The sequence below is a fragment of the Bacillus sp. FAU20 genome, from assembly GCF_056033865.1.
Map to the genome: position 1 here is coordinate 15,681 of NZ_JBVYHY010000013.1, position 17,809 is coordinate 33,489.

The following is a 17,809-nucleotide window of genomic DNA, read 5'->3' on the forward strand; positions in this document are numbered from 1 at the left end:
TTTTTCAAATTATATAGTCTTTTTTACAGTTGTCTATTTGACGCGGGAAGACCACCAAGTCTATCCAAAATCAAGTGGATTTCATTCATCAACTGTTCAGTCTAACAGCATAAATGCAGTCCGATGGCGATAAAAATTAAATCAAAACCCCGATTCTCCGTTACCGGACTTGATTGGGGTTTTATGTTACATGGTCTTTTTTACGCAAGTAATCTGTTCGATAAGCAAACTCATTCAGAATCCCTTAAAACTTGGAAGAAGGGCATAAAGCTGCTTTAATTTTTCCACATCATGCTCAAACCAATTGCGGATCCATTTGCAATATCCAAGAATTATAGTGTCCTCTTTTTGCCCCGCATTTATGACTTGCGCAATTGAATGTGCCGCCATCATCCCTGACATGATTGCTTTGAGGACACCGTGGGAAGAAGCGGGGTCTAGTACAGCTGCAGCGTCTCCAACTAAAAAGTATCCAGCTCCTCCAGGTTGACTAATTGCTCGCCATGTAACATCAGCGCCATTCGGTTTACCCATAGGTTTCAGCCCTTGAAATTCTTCAGGAATCCAATCCCTTTTCAATGCTACATTGTCAAAAGATAATTCCGTCCATTGGTACACATTTGGACGCACCCTGGCAGTCCAAGACCATCCATTGTCGTGTGCTACAATAGCTGGCGATGCATCTCGCGCGGGACATGTCCCTGTAGCATAACCGAATCGGGCAATAAGGCGAGGAGAGTAGGTATTGATTTTCAAATTCAATTTCTGCGCTAGCCATTGTCGCCTACCTGTCGCATCTATTAGAAATGAAGATTGAAGCTCCCCATCAGAAGTTACTACTCCTGAAACACGGTTATGAGTAACAATCGGGCGTAAAGCACGACAAGGTTGACGTACGTCAACACCTAGCGAAATAGCTTGATGCAGTAGCATTGCGTCGAAATCGGCGCGCCAAGCTTGAAAACCCAGCCATTTCCCAGACTCGTCCGAACCGAATGGGACAAAGTGGCGCTTTCCATCCCATTGCACCCAATTTCCCTCATGTCGTAGGAATCCTGCTTTATCAAACTCTTCTGTGACACCCAATTGCTGTAAAAGGGGTTCAATTCCAGGGTGAAGTGTTTCCCCAGGACGATCGCGAGGAAACTGCTCTCCTTCAATCATAATTACCTTCAAGCCCCTCTGAGCACAAGTAATGGCTGTAGCTGTGCCAGCAGGTCCACTACCAATAATGATTACATCTAAATTAGAGTTTGACATTTCTATATTCCCAATTTCCATCTGGTTCATCATTCATTTTTTTCAATAAAATATTAGCTTTGTTATTTGTTGTTACATCAGTTATACTAACAAACATGATGGTTGGTTCTTTCATTTCAACTGAAACTTTCTTATAATCTTTTGGCGTTTGTTTATTTCCTTTTCTAAACATTTCAAACCTATATACACTATCCAAAAGTGAATTTTCAGCTTCTCTATAAGCAGTCTTTAATTCTTCATTATCGATAGGGAGTGAATTTTCAGCTTCTCTATAAGCAGTCTTTAATTCTTCATTATCAATAGGGGAAGAGATTTTTTGAAATGATAAGACACTCCAGTCTGTTTTACTTCCACCTAATGTATAGTAAACAAACGCCATGCTAAGTAATCTTTCCTTATACTCTTGTAAATCAGTTCGACCAGTAAGTGACAAGGAGAATTTATTATCTAGAGCATTCTGAACATAGTCTACATACTCCATTGCAGGATATTCAACCACATTACCCTCTTTAGTTTGAGGTCCCTTAACACCATCCCAAGGTATATTTCCCTTTATACCTATTTCTTCATCTGTAAGTGGACTAACTGTTGGCCACCAGGTTTCAATTTCTGTACTTTCAAACGTTCGCGCAGCATCTGGAGCAACTGCAGGCCAGAAAGTACTCAAGGCTGCACATAGTTTAGAATCTTCGGGAAACGGACTTCCAAGACCATAAGCTGCAAGAAATTGTTTTCCACTTTTTGTTCGGTCAAAACTTACATCCCAACCTGGAGCAAATATTCCAGATGCTGCGTCAGGTAGATAAGAATGCCTTGATCCCAGTGGAACGTCAAGTTTTGTTAGCTCAGGAGCCTTCTGATAAGGCAAGGAAATAATAGCCGTCATCGTATCGTCATTCTCATTAAAGATAGCTGAATTTGTATTATTATCACTTTTTAATTCAAGATTAACAGCTATTCGATTATCAGACAATGTAAAAGGAGGCACTTCCCAAGTAAGTTCTCTAAGTCTTTCAGATTGTTGGTCGTACCAATTCATAAGTTCACGTTGGTCACTATTTAAGAAAAAATCTGGGGCAGTTATCATAGAATATGCTGCATAATGAGCAAGTGGCTTTCCCGATTTCGGATCAACGAGTTCTGTACCTTTAGCTTCTATCCACCCATCACCAGTGTAATCTTTATACAGTACTGCATCATATCCACCTTTTTTAATAATACTCATCATTTCCTTTTCATCATTAAGATTTGGTTCCGCCCCCAATTCCAATCTGTGCCGTACATAAACATATTCAGGAGCAGGGCGACCAAATATATCATTATTTTTCTTCATGTGTATTAATAAACTAGAAGAAAAAGTATTAATATATATACCATTCTCAACATCTTGCGTATTACTCTTTGGCACATTTAAGGTAAGAGGTTTTCCATCATCATATTGAGCTTCCTCAACCAATCTAGAGTGAGGAATAGGTACAAGTATATTACTTCCAACTGACCTGTCACCTGAGAATTCCGCTATTCCATCCTGAAAGCTAAAAGGAGGCTTATCGAGATTATCTTTTAAGTAGGACTTTCCAATATCATTTGGAAGCTTACTCAAAGTTTGATAAATTCGTTTTGCTTTTTCATTAACATGATGTGCTTTAAGACTCAGTTGAATATCGATCGGCTCTCCATTATCATGACAAAGACATTCTGAACCGCTAAAAAGTTTATGTAAAGGCACCCAAAATGTTCTCTCTTTATCACTTTTGTTTTTTTCAACGTCTTCGAAGGGAAAGACTGCATTCTCGTTTCTGAAACGTAACGGACCAAATTCATTTTCATTTCCCATACGTTTAACAGATAAATAAGCCGAATAACGAGCTGGGAGAACTCGAAAAGTAAAATCTGAATCCTCTTCAGTAATAGGTAAGAATCCTCTTTGTTGCGGATCGTAGAACGGTTGCATCGTACCAACTCTTGCTATGCCACTTCTTGAAAAACACATATCAGCATGCTTTCGATGAACAGTATCTGGAGCAGGACGATATTCAGATGCAAAAACTACGATTCCTAATTCTAGATTATCTGAATTATCGCTTATACGAGAATACAATTCAGAAATGGATGGAGGATTAATACCGTAGACATAATTTTCAACAGTTTCAATTTCTGCTAAAGTAGGGAACGTAGTTAATTCTAAGTTGTTTGCGCCAACAATGACATTTGGAGAAGCTAAGGCATGATAAAAAAGACTTCTTGCTGGTTGCCCCGGCTCGATTCCTCGCTTGCCCTCTTTTGCAAAATCCTCAAATCCCTTTATCTGTCGATTTATATTAGGAAGCTCTTTAAGAAGTTCTGTTTTTAAATCATCAGCTGCAATATCCAATCCATGTTGAAGAAATAAATCTCTCCAGCCATGTTCTGCAAGTCTATTACATATTTGTCTCACTTGTTCAATCAAAGACATCATTTTCCACCCTTTCTGAGTTTTTATTTGTTTTTATAATATGGATTATATTGTCAAATTATCCATAAGGGCTTTGATGGATGGCTGAAAAAAGTATGCGCCTCCTGTCATCGTTACCCATTCCTGCATGAAGTTTATGCTCTTATCCTTTTCTGGTAATTTGAATGTATGTTTTTCACCATCATTGTCTTTTTGCCCCACAATGGGATCTTCGCCATCCCCATCCGATGGAAAGTTGATATCATTAGCCCAATCCCGCTGCATGAATTCAAACTGATCTTCAATACTTGCTTGGTAGGTCATAAATAATAATCCTCTTTCCTCGTCCGGTGCTAGCTCAAAGGATTTCCCATAAGGGATGCCCCTACGAAGAAGCATCTTCGTTCGGTTAAACTCGGCAGACCTAACATCACGTGGATTAAGCTTACGAACATGCGCTGCAAATGGGCATATTTTCCCTTCTGAATCTTCTTCCGCACTTGAAATTTCTTGATTACCTACGTCCTGTGTCAATTTAATTGCAGGTTCGGGATTTTCATAGGAAAAATGGTTGCTTATAAACTCATCATTGCCGATAGGCGGATTATCTTCTTCTTTTGCTCTAATCAAAGGCGCACCGCTTTTCCAACGGCCGATCAGTTTCGCACCTAGCAGGTCAGAGTTCATTCCTGCTTCTGTCGACATATTCTCTACGAATTTATTAAAGGCCGCTACATCTTGCTGCAAACGTCGAAATACCAAAAAAGAGCCGTTGCGTGCCCAATTCGGTAAGCTGGCTAACGTATCCGAATCTGAATCTGGTTCTGGTTGAATAAGATCATTTTTATTTTGTTTCTGATAGCCCAATACGAACTGGCCTGGCCAGATAAGCGGTTCTCCCGGCTTGGAAAAACTCTGCGCACGCTCATCATTTGGATCAATCAAACGTGCAGTGAGGAAGTCCTCTGGCTTGTCTGATTTAAGCCCGCGTATCCCTGGTTGAGATATGCCGTCCTTATAGCCAAAGTGCTCATGACCTGGCTTGTTTGTGTCCATAAGTGTTCTTCCATTCTCTTCGTGTATCAATTCCAGACCACCGTTTACTTTCGAGCTCTCTTTTATACTATTCATACGTTGAATAAGGAAATCTTCTGTATCACTAGCCACGATTAACAAGAGATCTGGTAGATTTGTCGGACCGCCAATCACCCAGTTTTGGTGATCTAATCGATCGCCCAACACTTTCGACCTTGCAGCCATACCTTGCGAAAATGCTTCATCTTTTTTAAAGTGCTCTGCTTCCTCTGGAATCAATTTCTTCAATCCCTCGAAGGTAAAGGCTATATTAACCCATGTTGCGGCTAGCCCATGTGGGTCCTCACCATTCAATCGAACACGTAGTGACTTGAATAAATTGTTGAACTGCAGTACTTCATTTAGAGAAGAAATTTGTGGTGCTAGTTCCCTTATCCACTTTTTTGCAGTATCAGGCTGGGTAATTTTAAAAAAAAGCAAGTTCTGAAAATCTTTGTTAAAACCAGCCAAACTATTACCTTGAATGTCGTCGATCTCAATAATGGGTTCATCTAGAGCCATTTGATTTAACCTCCCTAATTAAATTACCGTCTATCGGAGACGGCTTTTACAACAGCAATACTTCCTTTAATGTATCGACAAAAGAAATTGGTCAGGCTAGGACCCATAGTGTCAATTCATTTCAAATAGAAATTATTCCCAATAACAATCTATTTAATTCAGGTTTATATAATTTAAGAATGTAAGTCATAAATTCTTCGTCTAGTTTGATGCTAAGAAACCGCGCAACAGAACCCTGGAGATTTTGCAGCTTGCATGGGAATTCAGGTAAAGTTTTGATTTTACTCCATTGGTTCTGCCTAAATTGAAACTTACCATTTTCTACAACTCAAAAATATTGATTTTCTTTCATGTTATTCTCCTTAAGATTTTATAAAATCCCGCCTAGTGTTTTGTATTTTTCAACAACGAGTCAAACACGATATTTTCAAAGCTTTTAAAATGACTCAAATAAATCTATATGATTTGAAAATATTTACTTCAAAATAGAGTTATGTTGAATATGTCAGAAAAACTTAGAGAGCTTTATTAATTACGCATAAAAAATAACAGGCTGTGATTTGAAGGGTTGATACGGGCAAGTCTGGAGTGATTCATTGTTCATAGCATAAAAATTATAAAAAAAAGAAAACATAAATTTTAGTTATTAATATCGAAGTTTAAAAAAATAAAAAAGGAGACTTTGGTTATGAAAGAGGAAAATAATAAAAAATTAGGACTTGCCCTTTCCGGTGGAGGATTTAGAGCATCTTTCTATCATATCGGAGTACTCGCAAGGTTGGCTGATTTGGGGTTGCTTCGTTCAGTTGAATTAATTTCTACGGTTTCAGGTGGCTCTATTATTGGTGCGCTTTATTATCTTCATTTAAAAAAACTACTGGAAGAAAAGAAAGATGTTGAAATTAAAGATGAAGACTATCAGAAGATTGTTGCAAAAATTGAAGTTGATTTTCTAAAAGCAGTCCAAAAGAATTTGCGTTTAAGAACCTTTCTTAATCCAGTAAGAAATATAAAAATGATTCTTCCTAATTACTCACGAAGTGATCATATTGGAGAGCTTTATGATAAATTTTTATACAGAAAAGTTCTTGATATAAATAACACCCATCCTATAAAAATGAAGGAGCTCATTATCAAACCCTGCTGTGAGAGTAATTCTTTTCACCCACTTAAGGATAATGAAAATAGAAGTGCAAAAGTACCAATACTTCTTATTAATGCAACTATCTTAAATAATGGCCATAACTGGTGTTTTAGTGCTTCGGATATGGGCGAAACACAGATTGACCAATCTAGAAAAAAATTTGATAAAAACTTTCGACTAAAAAGAATAGAATCGTATGATGACATATACAAACACGAAGATTTTGAATTGGGTGTAGCTGTTGCCGCTTCGGCCTGTGTGCCTGGAATTTTTGCCCCTCTTGCTATTAGTGATCTTTATGATGAGAAGGTACGATTACAATTAGTTGATGGCGGTGTTCACGATAATCAAGGAATTAGAGGATTACTAGATAAACGCTTAAATTGCACACATTTTATATTAAGTGATGCATCAGCACAATTAAAGGATGAAAGGGAGCCTAATGTACAGATATCCAATGTAATTAAACGTTCAAATAGTATACTATCAGACAACCTACGAGAGCAACAATTGTCCAATATAATTAGGGAACATTCAGATAATGTTGCCCTATTACATTTAAAGAAAGGATTGCCCGTAAAGGAAGTTTCTTACTTTAATGAAAGACACAATCTTAAAGAAGAATCGAAACTTTATAACACGGAACAACCCTGCGAGACTTTCGGGGTCAATACAGATGTTCAAAACCTCCTTTCGGGTATTAGAACAGATTTGGACTCTTTTTCAGAAGTAGAAGCTTTTTCTTTAATGCTTGACGGCTATAGAATAAGTCAATATGAATTGGATAAAGTAAATATAAAAAATTTTGTTACAAATACTGCATTAAAAGCGGAAAGATATCAATTCTTTAAGATTGATTCTTGGATTTCATCACCTATTATTGATTCTTATTATAAAAATCTCCTTGAAACTGCAAGCAAACGATCTTTTAAGGCTATTAGAATGAATTTGCTGGTAAAGTTTATAACTATTTTATTAGTTGTACTTATATGTGGAACTATTATAAGTACTTTCGGTTCCAAGTTTATTTACTGGGCAAATGAATCAATATCAAAAGGTCAATTATTATTAATGATCCTCTTTTTAATTACCCTCTTTATTATATACAAAGGATTAAAATTTTTTTCGCACAGAATTCTTTCTGTATGGTTCTTGATAAATCTGTTACCATTTCTTCTTATATCTTTAACAGGGTTTATATTTATTGGAATTTATCTAATCACCTTTAATCGACTATTTCTATACTTAGGTAGTTTTAAAGTATTAGAAAAGGTAAAAATAAAGTAAAAAATATAAAGAATACATAGGAGATATGTGTTGTACCCTAGTTTAAAGTAAAGTAGGCTAGGCACATGCCGTCACCTATCCATTGATAAGTGAATAGCTCTTTACTAAAAAAAAGAAGGAATAACCTTAAAGGCCTACATTAATCAAAGGTTTTTTAAGGTATTCCTGCTTTTTTAGTAATATTTACATTATGTATTTTCACCATCAATATGTTCAACATGTTTATCAATGAAATTCACTGTTATATATAAAGATGGATCCTGAATACAAGGTTTCTTCGGACTACAATCGAAATCAAGATGAATTTTTATTAATTCAGGGATCCCAATTTCGTTTTTACATTCATAACCACGAAACATATATTGATGCTCAATTTTTTTGTTAATTGCTTTTATAACATTAGAATCAGATAAAGCAACACTTAGTCCAATTAAACACGGATCTGATGGTGTAGGTTTTTTATCATTAGACATAAAAAATTCACTTCTTTCTAATATATATTTTTAAAACATCAAAGTATATTTTGGCATATAAATATTAAAGTTATTCATTTGAAGAAAAATTATATAAAGCTGTTGAAATACATTTGAAAATTGTTCAATGGACTAACGATATAGACATCAGCTAAAAAAACAAACTCTACCTCTTATTACCCGCATTTTAAATTGGTTGCATAATCTTATACATAATTGCAGATATTAAAAACTGTGTGAAGGTAAAATCACACAAAAATATTAATAGAAAAGAAGGGATTTTCATGAAATTACCATCTGCTATTGGATTAAAAAAAAATTCTAAAGGCAAACCAGTAAGTGAATTACAAGATTTTCTTCAAGCATTTGGGTATTATAAAAAAAGTGATACTGAAACTACAATAGCTGCATTAGAAGCTAATTTTGATGACACTACTGAAACTGCTTTAAAAAAATATCAAGAATTTAATGATGTACCTCAATCCGGTGAATTAGATGAAACTACAGTAAAACAAATGAGATTACCACGATGCGGATGTCCCGATCTACATGAGGGAGTTGAAGAGTTTGCAGCACAAGGAAACAAATGGAATAAAAATGATCTTACTTATAAATTTGTAAAATTTACATCAGATTTATCAAAAGATGAGGTTCGTTCAGCTATCGCTAAGGCATTTAGTCTTTGGAGTGAAGTAACTCCTTTAACTTTTAAAGAAGTTACAACTGGTAATGCTGATATCTTAATATCATTTGTCACAGGAGAACATGGTGATAACAATCCATTTGATGGTAGTGGAAATGTATTAGCACATGCTTATTTTCCACCTCCTAACAGTGGTTCTCTTGCGGGCGATGCACATTTTGATGATGGTGAAACTTGGTCAATAAGTACACCTGCATCAGGTATTGATCTTATTACTGTAGCTGCTCATGAATTTGGTCACTCTCTTGGTTTATCTCATTCTAATGTTAGAGGTTCACTAATGTTTCCTAGTTATAGTGGAATTTTGCGTTCTTTACATCAAGATGATATATCAGGAATACAATCTATTTACGGTTCACGTGTCTAAAAATTTAATATATCATTTATAGGGGTCCCGCAAGCATTTCGTACGCTAAGGAATTTTTAAGATGAAAAATTTAATTTTACTGTATGTTAAGAATGTCTCATAAACGATATTTTATACTTTTTATAGTGCTTTGTTTTGGTAATGCGTTTTGAAACTAATTTTCGATCGTATTTCTATCAGTTTCATTCGAAATACATAAAGTTCCTTAAATATTCGTTTTTGGTAATTACAACAAAAATATTGTTATCTCAAGGGATTTAGCCTTAACATACAGAATCCGCGAAATGTTGGTGCTATCCCATCGCCATCAAGCTAAGAAAGGTAAATGCCCCCAGAACGAGAACGAAATTTTGTGCTAACTTGTAGCAAAAAAATGAACAATTCACACAAAATTCTTGTTTTGGGGTAACTCTAAATTTTAACTTAATAGGTTTGTGCTTGGTCCCCTAGTAAGTGGTATAAGAAAACAGTCTAGAGGGTGCTGTACATTGTAAATTTTAACAAACTATAAGAACTGTGCATTAATTTATGTAATTTAACAGTGGAATATACACGGTACTCAGTAGTTTAGTTCAAAATGGTCTTCCTCTAATTCAATAAACTCAACTTTATTTTCAAATTCTTTTAGACGCTTAACTAAACTTCTTACTCCATATATTTCAGTAAAGGTATGACTACCCACAATCAGATTAATACCGGCAAATTGAGCATACTGAATCGTATATAAAGTTGCTTCACCGGTAATATAAGTGTCACAGTTTGCCTCTACTGCTATCTGGATATAGTTCGTTGCATGACCTGCACCATTTAGCACGCCTACTCGTTTGACTTCTCTATTGTTATTCTTCCAGCTTCTTACTGGTTCATTTAAATTAGTTTTCATTCTTTTAACAAGTGTTGAAAAGCTAATCGGCTGTTTAAATTCACCAATGCCTGGTTTATCTCCATTATTGTAAAAGGAATATTGCTTAATATGATCAACCTCAATAACATTCATAAGTGATGTACAAGTTCCAAACTCAATAAAATCAAGCGGACCATGTATGTAAAAGTGACTTATATTGTACTCTTTTAGTTTCTTGATACACTCATCATGTAATCCATAGATAAAACCCCAAGCATCATGATGGGTAATAATTAAGTCTACTTGATGTCTTGCAGCTTGTTCAATTAATTCAGGTGAAATGTTAGTTACGTAGCCAATTTTAGAGATTGATTAGAAGCATGAATGAAACCATAATCATCATAAAACCCCTCTAATAGTTCCACTGTAAACAACTGTTTAATAATTTCTTCAAAGCGTTTCAAATTCATATTTGAAGACCTCCATTATTAGAAATAACCTGTTTAATATATTATTATGAACCTAAAACTGAATATTTGTATGAAAATTCTGATGTTAATCAAATACGATATTCATTTGTTATTAACACTATCCATAAAGCAAAATAGACGTTATCCTTTCTGTAGAATTATAGGAAAGGATGGCGTTTTTTTATGGATCTTTCGATTCTTGACGAACTTCAACCGATTGCTGAAGAATTACAACGATATATGTCTCCTCATGTTCTAGAACACCTAGCTAAAGAAAAAGGATTCTTTCAGCGAAAGAGTAAATATCAAGCAAAGGAGTTAGTTGCTTTATATGTATGGCTTAGCCAACATGTTGCAAGTACATCACTCACACAATTATGTAGCCATCTTGAAGTATCTACGGGAGTTTTTATCAGTCCTGAAGGACTTAACAAACGATTTAATGCTTCTGCAGTACAGTTGCTAGAACAAGTTCTAGCTAATCTTCTAACTCAAAGAATTCATTCAACAAAAGAAATAATTCATCAATATACTACGACCTTTAAACACATTCGGATTCTAGGTTCTACAATATTTCAGCTTCCAGATAAGTTTTCTTCACAGTATCAAGTTTTAGGTGGAAGTAGCCATACGGCAGGAGTCAAAATTCAATTAGAGTATGATCTATTGAGTGGGAAGTTCTTGCACGTTTATATAGGAGAAGGAAGAGAAAATGATAAAACCTTTGGTTCAACAAGGCTACAAACCATTCGATCCAAAGACTTGTATATAAGAGATTTAGGCTATTTCGACCTATATGACTTACAGAATATCCATGATAAAGGAGCTTATTATGTCTCAAGTTTGAAATTACATTCTCGAATCTATCGTAAGAATGATAAGCCACAGTATTTTCAAAATGAGACCATCAAGAAAGGGACACTCTATATTCAGTTAGATATGGAAGAACTCATGAATCAATTGTCCCCTGGTCAAACAATGGAGATTTCAGAGGCGTATATTGGACAGTACCAAAAAATTACCAGTTCTTGTTATCATTTCATCGATTAACAAAAGAACAAACAGAGAAAAGGTTGAAGGAACAAGTAAAAAAAGAAAAGAAACCTATAGATTTAGAAGTGCTATCTGGGGAAATTCCCTTTGATTATATCTCTATTGAAATTAAGGCGAAATATCCTAGTCTTAAATCTTATAAATTTTCGTTATTAATTTTCCTGTCACGTATGAATTTCCTGATTATGAATTCTGTTGCGCCATATAAAGAAATTGCATGGAATCAATTTGCAACAGAAGAAGAAATGAAATGGGTATACCGGGAAATTAAAATTAAATACACTCAAAATTTTACAATCACTACTGAAAAAACCTTAGGTCAGTGTACGAATATTATACTTGATGAACTAGGAACAAAGTTTGAAATGCAGGGTAAAGAAACAGAACGTAATTTGATTAAAACACAAAAATAAAATTCAGTGAAAAGAAATGAGTACATTAGCCTATAAAAAAGAGTCCTAATAATAAAGGACTCTTTTTTATAGATTATTTGATAGTATCCAGGTTTTTAATTCACACTCGCTTTTCAATCAGTTGAATTTGAAAAATGTCATCGTCATTAATATCAAGCTCCTTCATTTGTTGTTTTGAAAGAATCTCGTATTTTTTCATTCAACCTCAATTTTAATGTTTACCTTCGGGTTCTTTCCACCATCAGTGCCATCGTCGCAATCGTTACCACCACCGGATCTCGGTCTCCCGCCGTCAGTACCACCATCGCCACCACCACTAGGAGTTACTGGAGTTGGTGGTCCTGGATTAGTGACACCACAGCCACATCTTATGAATCTTCCTCCCCGTCTATTTATTCCATCCGTTCCTATCATTACTTCTCTTACTGTAGCTATTAAACAAGTAGGAAACTCTATTTTGTGGTATCCCTTTTCTTCAATTCTAAATGCCACGTCATCCCAAAGATCATTTTCTGCAATTGCTTTCATAACGAATAAAAATTGATGAATGGAAACCGTATTCGTATCTTCAGGCATAATTTATTACACTCCTTTTTAAACAACAAAAATTTATAATGTAGATCGCTATTAGCATTAGCAAAATTTATTTAAATATACATTTTCACATCATATTTGACTTATTTAAGTGTTATTTAACTTTAAAGCCTAGTACCAGCGTTGCTGTAACCTGGGGCAAAGTAATAATTAATGATGGTAAAGTTCTGGATTCCAGAGCTTTTTATATGCCAAAATTCTATAAAATTTTCATGATAAGTACCATAAGGGGAGATTCAATAATGTGAAGGAAACTTGGGAGTTAGAGGAACTCATTGAACATTTTACAGTTATTCCAGAAAAGATGCGTTTAATTGGAAATAAATATGGAAGTACACGACTTGGATTTGCTGTTTCCCTAAAATTTTTTCAATACCAGGATCGTTTTCCAAAAGGAAGGCAGGAAATAAATCAAGAGATTATTGAATACGTTGCAAAGCAAGTAGGGGTCCTACCAACAAAACGCGAATTTCGTACGCTAAGGAATTATTAGTGTACGAATTCAACCAAGACTTGATGAGAAATGATCCATACCAGGAAGAAGTAAGAGAAATTAATTCATTTCGCACCACAATTTAAAACCTAATTTAATTAGATTTTTTATTTTGTCGAAAACAATATGGATAATTTTATAATAAGTATAAGAAAACAAAGGAGGGATTTACTACAACTAATGGATGAAATTAAAAATAAAAAATTAGAGGAAGCTCTATTTTTCGTTTATACAACAAGAGAAGCTGAACAAATATGAGGACTTGCGTAAAACACTGTTAATAAGTGGTGCAACCGAGGCAAGTTCTTTGAAAATGAGGCAAGAAAAAGCGGAAAAGTTTGGTTAGTCACACGTAATGGCATGAACAGTCTAACTCGTAAGTAATAAACAAGAAAAAGCCCTTACCACCGCCAGATAGTCAGGACTTTTTCTCCTACATCATTAACTAGGAAGGTGATTCGAATGGCAAATACCTTATCTAAAGTTAACAATTGTAATTCCATTATAACACACAATCGATCAAAAGAATTAGAGCATATAAGTTTCAAACAAGATGCTTTAAAGAGTTATAGATCCTTATGTGAATGGTTTGGAATTGAGGACTGTATTAATTCTCAAATTTGGTTCTTTGGAACGTTTGGTATTGCTATAGCGATGCTTTTTACTACATATTTGATTGCTGGGTTTCTCTATGGGTTTTAAATTTCAAAATCAGAGGAGGAGCAAATATGAAAGCAGCTAAAGCAAAACGTGGAGAATTTTATGTTCATAAAAAGAATGGTTGGGTATATCAGGTATTAGGATATGCAAAAATGTTTGAACATGAAGAACAAGATATCATAATCCTTAAATGTATGAGGGATAATATAACTGTTACTTTAAGCGCTGAACTTTTCGAGCTTTATATAAAAGCGAATAAATTCTTAAAAACAAAAAACATACTTAATAATTTAAAAGTTAGTTTATAACATTACAAATTTTGGAGGTATTTTTATGGAAAAGACTATTTCAGTTCCAACAATTAAAATTGGTGACTATGTACAATTTTCAGATCGCAAGAATCCTTCTTTAAAATTAAATGGTTATGTAGTAAATATTTTAACTAACACAATTATCGTAGATGTTTCAGAAATAATCCAAAATAAGGGGTATAAAGAATTAGACGTTCGTCATGTTGTAAAACACGGTCGGTATAGAAAAATTCGTTCTCGTAAAAAACAGGCTTCTTAAAATCTTAAACAATTACTAATGGAAGTGTGGATTTCATGAAGGAATACATGAGTGATTATAAGAAAAAAGAGTCCTAATAATAACGGACTCTTTTCTTATGTATATCTTTATTAAATTTACTTTTAGGTTCTGTTTATTTTATAAATTACTCTTTATGAAACAGAGTCAATTTTAGTAAAGACACAATTCTAAAGTTGCGTATGAATATTTAATTATCTCCAACTTTATTTAATACATCTATCTCACATTCAAGTTCTTTTGTATCTATATTTAAAAAATCCATGGTCATTGCAAGAACTTTTCCATCTTTCTCTCTCTTAGATCCCCATAAACGAACAGCTCTATTGATCTTACTATCTTCATATATGATTTGAACTGTTCTTAATTCCTCTCCATCCACAAATTCACGATGTACCCAACATTCTTTAAATTCCAAATTCTCATCAGGTTTTAGCATGTTATATTTCAACATTACTTCTTCTAATTCTGGGAACCCCAGGCCTCTTTTTCCCCAAACAAATATACTCAAAATCCCAAAATTCTCTAAAATGATAAATAAGCTCTTTTTGACTTTTCATCATAATTCCCCCATCCCAGAATTTTTTAAGCTCTATGTATATTTGATATCTGTTACATGATTAACTTTTATATAAAATACATTATCATGTTGATTCCTAATTCTTAATTCATTACAAATCATGTCGTAGTAATGGATATAACCCACTTCGGAATATACTTTGTTCTGTTTTTGGTATGAAATACTTACTTGCTTATTTTCAGCGATTGCACAACACACTATTTCATTTATAAGTTCTAATTTTTGTTCATCTAAAATAGGTATCGGTACTTCATTTTGTTTTTCATACAATTCATTTAATCCTTCAAACTGTTCTTTTATTGCTGAAAATGGAGCCCATCTCACCATACCTCTATCTATCACGATCTGAATTCCTCCTTATGCTTTATGTCCACCTATTTTTCCGTTTCTTTCCCTTTGTGTAGCACCTTTAATATAGCTAATAACTCTCATAATTGAACTTTTACCATGTTTCTGCCGTATATTATCTATTGTTTTTGCTAATTTCCTTTTAGTGTCTTTTTGAGAAGTATCTTCAAACAATGACATTTGAATTGCATCATCTCTGGTCAAATTTTTAGTGTTATATGTATTTGGCGCACCGGATATCCAGAATGAAACTTTTTTAATAATTGCAATGAGGCCTCATACACATCTTCTGTTAAGCATGTCGGTTGATCTAAGGTAATCGCTCGTTTAAAACCTCCACCGATGTATTTGCTATAGCCTATAGAAAGCTCAACAGTACGACAGCATTTATCCATAGATCGTAAACGAAAACAAGTTTCTTCAATTTGTTCTAAAAGAAGTAATTTTAATTTATTTGGGCTGAAACAGTCCTCTAACAAGATTTGTCATTTTGTTATAGAGGTACTTTTTGGAATGTATTTATTTGCAATCCGGCTCTCATCTATACCATATGAGAAGCGATATAACTCTTCACCCTTTACTTTGCCAAACCTCTTAATCAGATTTTCTTTAGGCGTTTTTGCAACTTCCTTTAAGGAAAATAGTCCCATGCTGTGCAATGCCTCTTCCGTAGCCTTTCCAATTCCTCATACTTTGCGAAGAGGCTTAACTTCCCATAACTTTTTTGAAACATCTTCGTATGACCACATTGCAATTCTAGAATTTGAATATTTACTTTCTACATCTAGAGCCACTTTTGAAAGAAATAAGTTAGGTGCAATTCCAATAGATGCAGTTATACCCGTTGTATCATATATCTCTTTTTGAATTCTTTTAGCAATTACAATTGGATCACGCCCAAATAAATGTGCTGTTTGTTGAAAATCAAGAAACGCTTCGTCTATTGAGTAAACGTGTAGATTTTCAAGCGCTACATATTTTGTATAAATCGCTGTAATTTGATTTGAAATTTCAACGAATCTTCTCATTGTAGCATTCACAATAATTATGTTCGGATCTTTGGGAATTTCATATAATCTTGTTGCTGTAGAAATGCCCATTTTTTTAAGTTCGGGAGTGGCAGCAAGTACAATTGATCCTTTTCTATTTACATCACCAACAACAGCCAAGTTTACTTTTAATGGATCTAATCCTCTCATGACACACGCACAACTAGCAAAAAATGAACAAAGATCTATGCAGAAAATCATTCGATTCATGCATTTTGAGTAATCAAACATAGTTTTTCCCCTCCAAAAACAGAACACTTGTTCTTATTATAAACCCTGTTTTTAGGTTTATACAATCCTTTTATAAAAATATTAATATGGTACGTGAAATTATATAAAGTGTTAATAATTACTAAAATTTCACTAAACTAATAGTTAACTGTACAATAAAACTATATTTACTACGCAAAGGGGTTAGGTAAAATGAACAAAAAGAAAGTTATGGATATCTACGATATATTAGTGGATATCACACTAGATAGTGCAAATTATAGGTCGTTTCAACCCAATGACTTTTCAAAAAGGAACAAAAAAAGAATGGAGCCTATAGAGAGTGATCATTCATTACTTAGTGGTCATGTAATACTTAGGGACAAAAACATATATATGTTCTTAGATACTTGTGTTTGGATTAATAATGCCGATAAAGGTAGTTTTGATCTCTTCGCTAAATTAGCTGATCTTAATCAACAAAAAGATGCTATTTTATTAATTCCAGAACAGTTAAGAAAAGAATGGGATAAAAATAAAAAAGAAAAACTCATAATTAATAAAAGAAACGAATTTAACGACATGTTTAAAAAGACAAAAAAATTCAGAGATATTATGATTACAGACAATGAGAAGAAAATGCAACTAGATACATTAATTACAGAAGCTGAGTCGGTTATAACGGAGCAAATTGAATACGTAAACGAGGGAACTATTTCACTAATTGATCAAATTTTAGATTTGGGCGTACCAATACATACCAATGATGAAATAAAATTAGCAGCCACTGATATGGCTTTACAAAGCATGGCTCCATTTCATAAAAACAAAAACAGTATGGGGGATGCTCTCTTATTTCAAAGCTTAATTGATAAATTAAAAGAAGAAAAAGATGCTATTTTATATTTTGTGACAGATAATAAAGCAGACTTTAGCGAAGATAAAGATAGAGCACCTTTTAAAATGCACCCTGACTTACTTAACATGGCTCAAAAACATGGTATAGAAATCAGATATTCTTTAGAACTATCAAAGACAATTGATGAAATAATTGAAGTTGTAACTGATAAAGAATATTTGGATGAATGTAAAAAAAAATATGAAGATGAATGTGAAAAATATCATCAAAGTCGTCATGCTGATTCTAAAAATGTATGTGATAACTGTCGTGAAACCTTATAAGAAATAACAAACGACAATCAATACTAAATTTCGATAATCAAAATTTTCCCACTTAATTTTT

15 protein-coding genes and 5 pseudogenes are annotated in these 17,809 nt (G+C 34.0%); 8 read left to right on the top strand and 12 right to left on the bottom strand.

Going from position 1 to position 17,809, the window contains the following annotated elements:
- Nucleotides 1–234: 234 nt before the first annotated feature.
- Genes AC0OM3_RS11305 through AC0OM3_RS11315 form a run of 3 tightly spaced genes read right to left on the bottom strand, consistent with a single transcriptional unit; the run spans nucleotide 235 to nucleotide 5,290 of the window.
- Entirely contained in the window at nucleotides 235–1,293 is a 1,059-nt protein-coding gene (locus AC0OM3_RS11305) for an NAD(P)/FAD-dependent oxidoreductase (protein ID WP_474211828.1), read from the bottom strand.
- On the bottom strand, nucleotides 1,247–3,715 hold the full coding sequence (locus AC0OM3_RS11310; RefSeq protein ID WP_474211830.1) for a hypothetical protein: 2,469 nt from the start codon (nucleotides 3,713–3,715) through the stop codon (nucleotides 1,247–1,249). Before AC0OM3_RS11310 ends, AC0OM3_RS11305 begins: the two co-directional genes overlap by 47 nt.
- Before the next feature lie 45 nt (nucleotides 3,716–3,760).
- Nucleotides 3,761–5,290: a Dyp-type peroxidase gene (locus AC0OM3_RS11315; RefSeq protein ID WP_474211831.1), complete on the bottom strand. Its 1,530-nt coding sequence runs from the start codon at nucleotides 5,288–5,290 to the stop codon at nucleotides 3,761–3,763.
- 688 nt (nucleotides 5,291–5,978) lie between these two features.
- Here AC0OM3_RS11315 and AC0OM3_RS11320 point away from each other — a divergent pair.
- A complete protein-coding gene (locus AC0OM3_RS11320; RefSeq protein WP_474211833.1) occupies nucleotides 5,979–7,721 on the top strand; it encodes a patatin-like phospholipase family protein in 1,743 nt (580 codons plus the stop codon).
- 188 nt (nucleotides 7,722–7,909) lie between these two features.
- Here the strand turns inward: AC0OM3_RS11320 and AC0OM3_RS11325 are convergent, their stop codons facing one another.
- Nucleotides 7,910–8,194 carry a hypothetical protein gene (locus tag AC0OM3_RS11325; protein ID WP_102956763.1) on the bottom strand — a complete coding sequence of 95 codons (285 nt, stop codon included), beginning with the start codon at nucleotides 8,192–8,194 and terminating at the stop codon, nucleotides 7,910–7,912.
- A 236-nt stretch (nucleotides 8,195–8,430) separates the two neighbouring features.
- On the opposite strand from AC0OM3_RS11325, the gene AC0OM3_RS11330 reads away from it, so the two are divergent.
- On the top strand, nucleotides 8,431–9,264 hold the full coding sequence (locus tag AC0OM3_RS11330; RefSeq protein WP_474211835.1) for a matrixin family metalloprotease: 834 nt from the start codon (nucleotides 8,431–8,433) through the stop codon (nucleotides 9,262–9,264).
- 559 nt (nucleotides 9,265–9,823) lie between these two features.
- Here the strand turns inward: AC0OM3_RS11330 and AC0OM3_RS11335 are convergent.
- Nucleotides 9,824–10,578, bottom strand: a pseudogene (locus AC0OM3_RS11335) (Nif3-like dinuclear metal center hexameric protein).
- 183 nt (nucleotides 10,579–10,761) lie between these two features.
- Between AC0OM3_RS11335 and AC0OM3_RS11340 the strand changes: the two are divergent.
- Nucleotides 10,762–12,044 (top strand): annotated as a pseudogene (locus AC0OM3_RS11340) (IS4 family transposase).
- A 195-nt stretch (nucleotides 12,045–12,239) separates the two neighbouring features.
- On the opposite strand, the gene AC0OM3_RS11345 reads toward AC0OM3_RS11340, so the two are convergent.
- On the bottom strand, nucleotides 12,240–12,620 hold the full coding sequence (locus AC0OM3_RS11345) for a hypothetical protein (protein ID WP_474211837.1): 381 nt from the start codon (nucleotides 12,618–12,620) through the stop codon (nucleotides 12,240–12,242).
- 262 nt (nucleotides 12,621–12,882) lie between these two features.
- Between AC0OM3_RS11345 and AC0OM3_RS11350 the strand changes: the two are divergent.
- The 4 genes and pseudogenes from AC0OM3_RS11350 to AC0OM3_RS11365 all read left to right on the top strand — a co-directional run.
- Nucleotides 12,883–13,089, top strand: a pseudogene (locus AC0OM3_RS11350) (DUF4158 domain-containing protein); the annotation flags it as partial.
- Between the two features lie 324 nt (nucleotides 13,090–13,413).
- Nucleotides 13,414–13,515 (top strand): annotated as a pseudogene (locus tag AC0OM3_RS11355) (helix-turn-helix domain-containing protein); the annotation flags it as partial.
- A gap of 344 nt (nucleotides 13,516–13,859) precedes the next feature.
- Complete coding sequence (locus AC0OM3_RS11360) at nucleotides 13,860–14,099, top strand: hypothetical protein (protein WP_090978844.1); 240 nt, start codon at nucleotides 13,860–13,862, stop codon at nucleotides 14,097–14,099.
- Nucleotides 14,100–14,124: 25 nt separating this feature from the next.
- Complete coding sequence (locus AC0OM3_RS11365; RefSeq protein ID WP_474211839.1) at nucleotides 14,125–14,361, top strand: DUF2187 domain-containing protein; 237 nt, start codon at nucleotides 14,125–14,127, stop codon at nucleotides 14,359–14,361.
- Between the two features lie 208 nt (nucleotides 14,362–14,569).
- Here AC0OM3_RS11365 and AC0OM3_RS11370 read toward each other — a convergent pair.
- The 6 genes and pseudogenes from AC0OM3_RS11370 to AC0OM3_RS11395 form a co-directional block, all read right to left on the bottom strand.
- Nucleotides 14,570–14,939: pseudogene (locus AC0OM3_RS11370) on the bottom strand (hypothetical protein).
- Nucleotides 14,940–14,971: 32 nt separating this feature from the next.
- A complete protein-coding gene (locus AC0OM3_RS11375; RefSeq protein WP_463713918.1) occupies nucleotides 14,972–15,301 on the bottom strand; it encodes a YolD-like family protein in 330 nt (109 codons plus the stop codon).
- Between the two features lie 15 nt (nucleotides 15,302–15,316).
- Nucleotides 15,317–15,487, bottom strand: coding sequence for a hypothetical protein (locus AC0OM3_RS11380; RefSeq protein ID WP_474211841.1), 171 nt, complete (start codon nucleotides 15,485–15,487; stop codon nucleotides 15,317–15,319).
- Between the two features lie 20 nt (nucleotides 15,488–15,507).
- Nucleotides 15,508–15,786: a DinB/UmuC family translesion DNA polymerase gene (locus tag AC0OM3_RS11385; RefSeq protein ID WP_474211843.1), complete on the bottom strand. Its 279-nt coding sequence runs from the start codon at nucleotides 15,784–15,786 to the stop codon at nucleotides 15,508–15,510.
- Nucleotides 15,787–15,792: 6 nt separating this feature from the next.
- Nucleotides 15,793–15,957 carry a hypothetical protein gene (locus tag AC0OM3_RS11390; protein ID WP_474211845.1) on the bottom strand — a complete coding sequence of 55 codons (165 nt, stop codon included), beginning with the start codon at nucleotides 15,955–15,957 and terminating at the stop codon, nucleotides 15,793–15,795.
- A gap of 36 nt (nucleotides 15,958–15,993) precedes the next feature.
- Nucleotides 15,994–16,587, bottom strand: coding sequence for a Y-family DNA polymerase (locus AC0OM3_RS11395; protein ID WP_474211847.1), 594 nt, complete (start codon nucleotides 16,585–16,587; stop codon nucleotides 15,994–15,996).
- A gap of 192 nt (nucleotides 16,588–16,779) precedes the next feature.
- Between AC0OM3_RS11395 and AC0OM3_RS11400 the strand changes: the two genes are divergently transcribed.
- Nucleotides 16,780–17,748, top strand: coding sequence for a PIN domain-containing protein (locus AC0OM3_RS11400; protein ID WP_474211849.1), 969 nt, complete (start codon nucleotides 16,780–16,782; stop codon nucleotides 17,746–17,748).
- The last annotated feature ends 61 nt before the right edge of the window (nucleotides 17,749–17,809 follow it).